The 7,163-nt window shown below is 69.8% G+C and carries 5 protein-coding genes; 1 reads left to right on the top strand and 4 read right to left on the bottom strand.

What is annotated here, in order from left to right; genetic code table 11:
- Positions 1-120: 120 nt before the first annotated feature.
- Both WMI84_RS15940 and rpsO read right to left on the bottom strand, forming a co-directional pair.
- Positions 121-2,361 (bottom strand): polyribonucleotide nucleotidyltransferase, encoded by a 2,241-nt coding sequence (locus WMI84_RS15940; RefSeq protein ID WP_347354761.1) that lies wholly within the window; start codon positions 2,359-2,361, stop codon positions 121-123.
- A gap of 144 nt (positions 2,362-2,505) precedes the next feature.
- A complete protein-coding gene (gene rpsO, locus WMI84_RS15945) occupies positions 2,506-2,775 on the bottom strand; it encodes a 30S ribosomal protein S15 (protein WP_347354762.1) in 270 nt (89 codons plus the stop codon).
- 209 nt (positions 2,776-2,984) lie between these two features.
- On the opposite strand from rpsO, the gene WMI84_RS15950 reads away from it, so the two are divergent.
- Positions 2,985-5,021: an MDR family MFS transporter gene (locus tag WMI84_RS15950; protein ID WP_347354763.1), complete on the top strand. Its 2,037-nt coding sequence runs from the start codon at positions 2,985-2,987 to the stop codon at positions 5,019-5,021.
- A 119-nt stretch (positions 5,022-5,140) separates the two neighbouring features.
- Here WMI84_RS15950 and lpdA read toward each other — a convergent pair whose 3' ends face one another.
- Together lpdA and WMI84_RS15960 are read right to left on the bottom strand one after the other, a co-directional pair.
- Positions 5,141-6,538 (bottom strand): dihydrolipoyl dehydrogenase, encoded by a 1,398-nt coding sequence (gene lpdA / locus WMI84_RS15955; protein WP_347354764.1) that lies wholly within the window; start codon positions 6,536-6,538, stop codon positions 5,141-5,143.
- An 85-nt stretch (positions 6,539-6,623) separates the two neighbouring features.
- Positions 6,624-7,094: a nuclear transport factor 2 family protein gene (locus WMI84_RS15960; protein WP_347354765.1), complete on the bottom strand. Its 471-nt coding sequence runs from the start codon at positions 7,092-7,094 to the stop codon at positions 6,624-6,626.
- Between the last annotated feature and the right edge of the window lie 69 nt (positions 7,095-7,163).

Raw genomic sequence — 7,163 nt, forward strand, 5'->3', positions numbered from 1 at the left:
TCGACACCACCCACAATCCGACCGCGGCGGGAAAGTCGCAAGCATGTCGCAACGGCGCGGCACACCCGGTTGTGTGCCGCGCCGTACGACGTGTGACGACCGATCGAGCCGCCCGACGGATCACGCGTCGGCGTGGGCCTCCTGCTTCTCCTCGGGCAGGACCGCGGCGAGCGAGAGCTTGCCGCGCGGGTCGATCTCCTTCAGCTCGACCTGCAGCTTCTGGCCGACCTTGACGACGTCGTCGACGGAGTCGATGCGCTTGCCGCCGACGAGCTTGCGCACCTCGGAGATGTGCAGCAGCCCGTCCTTGCCCGGCAGCAGCGAGACGAACGCGCCGAAGGTCGTCGTCTTGACGACCGTGCCGAGGAAGCGCTCGCCGACCTCGGGCATCTGCGGGTTGGCGATGGCGTTGACGGCCGCGCGGGCCGCCTCGGCCGACGGCCCGTCGGTGGCGCCGATGAAGACCGTGCCGTCGTCCTCGATGGAGATCTCGGCGCCCGTGTCGTCCTGGATCTGGTTGATCATCTTGCCCTTCGGGCCGATGACCTCGCCGATCTTGTCCACCGGGACCTTGACGGTGATGATCCGCGGCGCGTACGGGCTCATCTCGTCGGGCATGTCGATGGCCTCGGCCATGACGTCGAGGATGTGCAGCCGCGCCTCGCGCGCCTGGGTGAGCGCGCCGGCCAGCACCGACGCCGGGATGCCGTCGAGCTTCGTGTCGAGCTGGATGGCGGTGACGAACTCCCGGGTGCCGGCGACCTTGAAGTCCATGTCGCCGAAGGCGTCCTCGGCGCCGAGGATGTCGGTCAGGGCGGCGTATGCCGTCTCGGGCTGCCCGGCCGCGTTGACGACCTGGTCGGACACGAGGCCCATCGCAATGCCCGCGACCGGCGCGCGCAGCGGCACCCCGGCGTTGAGCAGCGACAGCGTGGAGGCGCACACCGACCCCATCGACGTCGAGCCGTTTGAGCCGAGCGCCTCGGAGACCTGCCGGATCGCGTACGGGAACTCCTCGCGCGTCGGCAGGACCGGCAGCAGGGCCCGCTCGGCGAGCGCGCCGTGGCCGATCTCGCGCCGCTTGGGCGAACCGACCCGACCGGTCTCACCGGTGCTGTAGGGCGGGAAGTTGTAGTTGTGCATGTACCGCTTGCGCGTGGCGGGCGAGAGCGTGTCCAGCTGCTGCTCCATCTTGAGCATGTTCAGCGTCGTGACCCCCATGATCTGGGTCTCGCCACGCTCGAACAGGGCCGAGCCGTGCACCCGCGGGATGACCTCCACCTCGGCGGACAGTGCCCGGATGTCGGCCAGGCCGCGACCGTCGATACGGACGTGGTCGCGCAGGATGCGCTGGCGCACCAGCTTCTTCTGCAGCGCCCGGAAGGCGGCCGACACTTCCTTGTCACGGCCCGCGAACTCGTCGGCGAGCTGAGCCTTGACCGCGGCCTTGATCTCGTCCAGCCTGCCCTCCCGCTCGGGCTTGGCAGCGATGGTCAGCGCGGCAGCGGTCGGCTCGGAGACGGCGGCCTCGACGGCGGCATACACGTCGTCCTGGTAGTCGAGGAAGACGGGGAACTCCTGCACGGGCTTGGCGGCCTTGGCGGCGAGCTCGGCCTGGGCCTGGCAGAGCACCTTGATGAACCTCTTGCTCGCCTCCAGGCCCTCGGCGACGACCTCCTCGGTCGGTGCCTGCTTGCCCTCGTTCTTGACCAGGTTCCACGTCGCGGTCGTCGACTCGGCCTCGACCATCATGATCGCGACGTCATCGGTGCCGTCCGTGCGGGTGACGACCCGGCCCGCGACAACCATGTCGAACGTCGAGCGCTCGATGTCGGAGAAGGCCGGGAAGGCGACCCACTGGCCGTCGATGAGCGAGACGCGCACCCCCCCGACCGGTCCCGAGAAGGGCAGGCCGGAGATCTGCGTGGACAGGCTGGCCGCGTTGATCGCGAGCACGTCGTACTGGTGGTCGGGATTCAGGGACAGGACCGTGATGACGACCTGGACCTCGTTGCGCAGGCCCTTGCGGAAGGTGGGGCGCAGCGGCCGGTCGATCAGCCGGCAGGTCAGGATCGCGTCGCTCGAGGGGCGGCCCTCGCGGCGGAAGAACGAGCCGGGGATCCGGCCCACGGCATACATGCGCTCCTCGACGTCGACCGTAAGCGGGAAGAAGTCGAACTGGTCCTTGGGCTGCTTGCCTGCAGCCGTCGTGGACAGCAGCATCGTGTCCTCGTCGAGGTAGGCCATCACGGCCCCCGCCGCCTGACGCGCGACGCGGCCGGTCTCGAAGCGGACCGTGTGGGTGCCGAAGCTGCCGTTGTCGATCACGGCCTCGGCGAAGGTGATGTCTGGACCCTCCATGTGGGCCCTCGCTTTCTTGTTCTCTTCACGTGCCCTCGCACATCGTCGTTGTGTGCGGGGTTCCTTCATCGCCGGGCCATCCCCGGCACCTACGGCGAGAGGCGGTCACCGCAGCAGGTGCGGTGACCGCCTCTCGTCAGAAGCTCATCGGCGCAGGCCGAGGCGCTTGATCAGGGAGCGATAGCGCTCGATGTCGGTCGCCTCGAGATAGCGGAGCATCCGCTTGCGGCGACCGACCAGCAGGAGCAGGCCCCGCCGGCTGTGGTGGTCGTGGGCGTGCGTCTTGGAGTGCTCGGTGAGGTCCTTGATGCGCTGGGTCAGCAGGGCGACCTGGACCTCCGGGGAGCCGGTGTCACCCTCGGCGGTGGCGTACTCGGCGATGATCCTCTTCTTCACGTCAGCGTCCAGCGGCATGGCTGACCGACTCCTTCTCGACTCGTTGCGCGGCGCCCCGGGGCAGGTCCACCCGGGCTCTGTGGGTCCGCGGCCGATCGAACGGCACCCGTCAGCCTAACAGCGGCTCCGCGCTCGCCCTAATCGAGCCCGGGGGCCCGCGAGGCCACCTGTCGGGTGTCCCGGCGAGCGGATAGCGTCTGGGCGTAGGCCTGCGACAGGAGATCGAGATGAGCGCGAGCGCGCCGGTGGCGCCAGAGGGAGTCTCCCAGAAGCGCATCCTGCTGATCATCGGGGCCCTGCTGCTCGGCATGTTCCTCGCGGCGCTCGACCAGACGATCGTGGCGACCGCGCTGCCGACGATCGCCGGCGACCTGCATGCGCTCTCGGAGCTGTCGTGGGTGGTGACCTCCTACATCCTGGCCTCGACGGCCTCGACCCCGTTGTGGGGCAAGCTGGGCGACCTCTACGGCCGCAAACGGTTCTTCCAGGCCGCGATCGTCATCTTCCTGGTCGGCTCGGTGCTGTCCGGGCTCAGCCGGTCGATGGGCGAGCTGATCGCCTTCCGGGCGTTGCAGGGCATCGGCGGCGGCGGGCTGATGATCACCGCGCAGGCGATCGTCGGCGACGTGGTCTCGCCGCGCGACCGCGGCAAGTACCAGGGCATCTTCGGCGCGGTGTTCGGCGTGACCAGCGTGCTCGGCCCCCTGCTGGGCGGGTTCTTCGTCGACCACCTGTCGTGGCGCTGGGTGTTCTACATCAACCTGCCCGTGGGGGTGGTGGCGCTGGTGGTGACCGCGGTGGTGCTGCCCAGCCGGACCGAGCGGATCCAGCACGCCATCGACTACCTGGGCACGATCCTGCTGGCCGGTGCCGCCACCGCGCTGGTGCTGCTGACGACCCTGGGCGGGACGACCTGGGCGTGGTCCTCCGCGCCCATCTACCTGCTCGGCAGTCTCGCGGTGGTGCTGATCGCCGTGTTCGTGGTGGTGGAACGGCGCGTGCCCGAGCCGGTGCTGCCGCTGCGGCTGTTCCGCAGCCGGGTGTTCACCGCCTCCAGCCTGATCGGCTTCGTCGTCGGGTTCGCCATGTTCGGGGCGATCACCTACCTGCCGCAGTACATGCAGGTGGTCCGCGGCCAGAGCCCCACCGACTCGGGGCTGCAGCTGCTCCCGCTGATGCTCGGGCTGCTGATCACCTCGATGGGCACCGGCATCCTGATCACCCGCTGGGGTCGGTACAAGGTCTTCCCGATCCTGGGGACCGCGGTCATGACGCTGGGCATGTGGCTGCTCTCGCACCTGGACGTGTCCACCAGCCCGGCGCAGTACAGCACCTACATGTTCGTGCTCGGGGTGGGCATCGGCGGCGTGATGCAGGTGCTGGTCATCGCCGTGCAGAACGACGTGCCCTACCGCGACCTGGGGGTGGCCACGTCGGGCGCCACGTTCTTCCGCTCGATCGGCGGGTCGTTCGGCACCGCCGTCTTCGGCGCGATCTTCGCCAACACCCTGACCGGCAACCTCGCGCACTACCTGGCCGGGATACCCCTCCCGCCCGGGTTCAACCCCGAGGCCGGCGCCAGCCCCGCGATCCTGGCGCAGCTGCCCCCGGAGGTGCACGACGGCTTCATCCACGCCTACGCCGCCTCGCTGCAGACGGTCTTCCTCGCGGCCATCCCGATCGCCGCGCTCGCGTTCGGCTTCACCTGGCTGCTCAAGGAGGTGCCGCTGCGCGAGGCGGTGGCCACCCCGGACCAGTCGCAGGCGCTGGCCCCGTCGGCGATGCCGCTGGGCGAGGACCCCGCCGACCTGGTCGCCCGGGTGCTGTCCGTCCTGTCCAGACGCGAGGGCCGACAGCGGGTCTACACCCAGCTGGCCGGGGTCGCCGGACTGGACCTGGACCCGCGCTCGACCTGGCTGCTCTACCGGCTCGGCGACCGCCGCTCGGTCAACCTCGACGCGATGGCGCGAACCTTGCACCTGACCGTCGCGCAGATCGAACAGCTCGGCGCCCCGCTGCTGCGGGCGGGGCTGGTCACCATCGTCGACGGGACCGCCTCGTGCACCCGGGCCGGCGCTGCCGCGGTCGACCAGCTGGTGGCGGCTCGTCGCACGATGCTGCAGGCGCGCCTTGGCACCTGGGCCGACGAGTACGACGCGCGCCTGACGGCAAGGCTCGACGAGCTGGCCCGCGACCTGCTGCGCGACCCCGAGCGACGCACCCACCTGTTCGTCGGTGGCCATGACCCCGCCGACCGCCAGTAGGTGACCACCGGCGGCGAGGGCGGGGCGCAGGCTCTGGAGCCGGACACCCCCAGCCGTATGCCGCCCACCGGACCCGGGTGAGCGGCATACCTCCGCGCCGGGCTGGGGGTGAGAAGAGCTCAGAGGTTGATCATGTGCCCGGCGATCCCCTCGATGGCCTCCTTCATCGCCTCGCTGAGGGTCGGGTGGGCAAAGACGTTGCGCGCCACCTCGTCAGCGGTCAGGTCCCACTGCTGGGCCAGTGTGAGGGCGGGGAGCAGCTCGGTGACCTCGGGGCCGATCATGTGCCCGCCGACGATCTCGTTGTGCTCGGCGTCGGCCACGATCTTGACGAAGCCGACCCCCTCGGCCATGCCGCGGGCCTTGCCGTTGGCCGAGAACGGGAAGCTGGCCGTCTTCACGTCGTAGCCCTTGTCGCGCGCCTGCTGCTCCGAGTAGCCGAAGGAGGCGATCTGCGGCTGGCAGAAGGTCGCCCGCGGGATCATGTCGAAGTTGATCTCCATCGTCTCCGCGTCGGCGATCGTCTCGGCGGCGACGACCCCCATGGCCTCTGCGGTGTGGGCGAGCATGAGCTTGCCGGTGCAGTCCCCGATCGCGTAGACGCCTTGGACGTTGGTGCGGCCGCGGGCGTCGACGGCGATCGCGCCACGATCGGTCAGCTGCACCCCCGCCGCCTCGAGCCCGAAGCCCTGCACGCGGGGGGCGAAGCCGAAGGCGGCGAGGAACTTGTCCGCCTCGAGGACCTGCTCCTGGCCCCCGGCGGCGGGCGCGACCGTCACGCGCACGCCCGACCCGGTGTCCGCGACGTTCTTGACCGCGGTGGACAGCAGCACGGTGACGCCGAGCTTCTTGTACTGCTTGAACAGCTCCTTGGAGACGTCGGCGTCCTCGGTCGGGACCATGCGGTCCAGGAACTCGACGATCGTCACGTCGACGCCGAAGTTCTTCAGGACATAGGCGAACTCGACCCCGATGGCACCCGAGCCGCCGATGATGATCGAGCTGGGCAGGTCGGCGTCGAGGATCTGCTCCTCGTAGGTCACCACGTTGGTGCTGACCTGCATCCCCGGCAGCATCCGGACCGTCGCGCCGGTGGCGATGATCAGGTTGTCGAAGGTGATGGTGCGCGACGAGCCGTCGTTCAGGGCGACGTCCATCGAGGTCGGGCCGGTGATCGTCCCCCAGCCGTCGATCTCCTCGATCTTGTTCTTCTTCATCAGGTAGTGCACGCCCTTGGCGCTGGCCTCGGCCACGCTCCGGCTGCGGGCGTGCGTGGCCGCGAACGACATGGTCGCGTCGCCCTCGATGCCGAAGGTCTTCTTCTCGTGCGTGATGATGTGGGCGATCTCGGCGTTGCGCAGCAGCGCCTTGCTGGGGATGCACCCGACGTTGAGGCAGACCCCGCCCCAGTACTGCTTCTCGACGACCGCGGCCTTCTTGCCGAGCTGCGAGGCGCGGATCGCCGCGACATAGCCACCGGGTCCGGCCCCGAGTACCACCACATCGAAATCAGCCATGGCCGACAGCCTATAGGTGTGGCCCCGCCGTCGCGCAGATGGAATCCGCGCGTGGCGCAGGCGGTCCTGCGGCCCCCGCGGGAGGTCAGAGCCCGAGGTCGGTCAGCCCGGGGTGGTCCTGCGGGCGCGGTCCGGGGGCGGGCCAGTGGTAGAGGCGGTCCGACTCGGGGATCTGCAGGTCGTTGATGCTCGCGTGGCGGAACTGGCACCGCCCGGCGGCGTCGAACTGCCAGTCCTCGTTGCCGTAGCAGCGGTACCAGAGCCCGTCCTTGCCCCGACACTCCGAGGCGAAGCGCACCGCGATGCGGTTGTCCCCGTAGCCCCACATCTCCTTGATCAGCCGGTAGTCGAGCTCCCGTTCCCACTTCTGCACCAGGAACGCGACGATCTCGTCGCGACCCTTGACCCAGGTCGTGCGGTTGCGCCACTGGCTGTCCTCGGAGTAGGCGAGGGCGACGCGCTCGGGGTCCCTGGTGTTCCACAGGTCCTCGGCCGCCCGGACCTTGGCGATCGCGTCCTCGCGGCTGAACGGCGGGACGACGGGTTGGGTTGGCATGACGCTCCTTCTCCGGTGGGCACCCCTGCTCCTCGACGGTAACCCCGACGAGGGCGGTCACCCACGGGC

Origin of the sequence: Intrasporangium sp. (assembly GCF_039812505.1) — a bacterium.
Lineage (GTDB): Bacteria > Actinomycetota > Actinomycetes > Actinomycetales > Dermatophilaceae > Intrasporangium_A.

Bases quoted from the DNA above. Each gene is read 5' to 3' on its own strand.
- WMI84_RS15940 (WP_347354761.1), bottom strand. From the start codon at position 2,361: ATGGAGGGTCCAGACATCACCTTCGCCGAGGCCGTGATCGACAACGGC.
- rpsO (WP_347354762.1), bottom strand. From the start codon at position 2,775: ATGCCGCTGGACGCTGACGTGAAGAAGAGGATCATCGCCGAGTACGCC.
- WMI84_RS15950 (WP_347354763.1), top strand. From the start codon at position 2,985: ATGAGCGCGAGCGCGCCGGTGGCGCCAGAGGGAGTCTCCCAGAAGCGC.
- lpdA (WP_347354764.1), bottom strand. From the start codon at position 6,538: ATGGCTGATTTCGATGTGGTGGTACTCGGGGCCGGACCCGGTGGCTAT.
- WMI84_RS15960 (WP_347354765.1), bottom strand. From the start codon at position 7,094: ATGCCAACCCAACCCGTCGTCCCGCCGTTCAGCCGCGAGGACGCGATC.